At 46.5% G+C, this 286-nt stretch carries 1 protein-coding gene; it reads left to right on the top strand.

What is annotated here, in order from left to right:
- A partial coding sequence (locus B2X00_RS01095; RefSeq protein WP_290485766.1) for a translation initiation factor IF-2 N-terminal domain-containing protein occupies positions 1-286 on the top strand: 286 nt, incomplete at both ends.

The raw sequence follows: 286 nt of genomic DNA, 5'->3' as shown, positions 1-286 counted from the left end.
TGATGTGAAAATTGGTGAGACCATCACTGTAGGTGAATTGGCAAACCGTATGGCAGTCAAAGCCAGTGAATTGATCAAGACCATGATGAAGATGGGTGAAATGGTCACTATCAATCAGATTCTTGATCAAGAAACAGCGGCGCTAGTTGTTGAAGAGTTAGGCCATAAAGCGGTTGTTGTTAAAGACAACGCGTTGGAAGAAGAAGTTTTGTCAGACCGTTCTGAAGGTGGTGAGGAAGAGCCTCGTGCGCCAGTGGTCACGGTTATGGGTCACGTTGACCACGGT

Source organism: Idiomarina sp. UBA3162, assembly GCF_002364475.1.
Lineage (GTDB): Bacteria > Pseudomonadota > Gammaproteobacteria > Enterobacterales > Alteromonadaceae > Idiomarina.
This window is presented reverse-complemented; position numbering and strand designations above follow the sequence as displayed.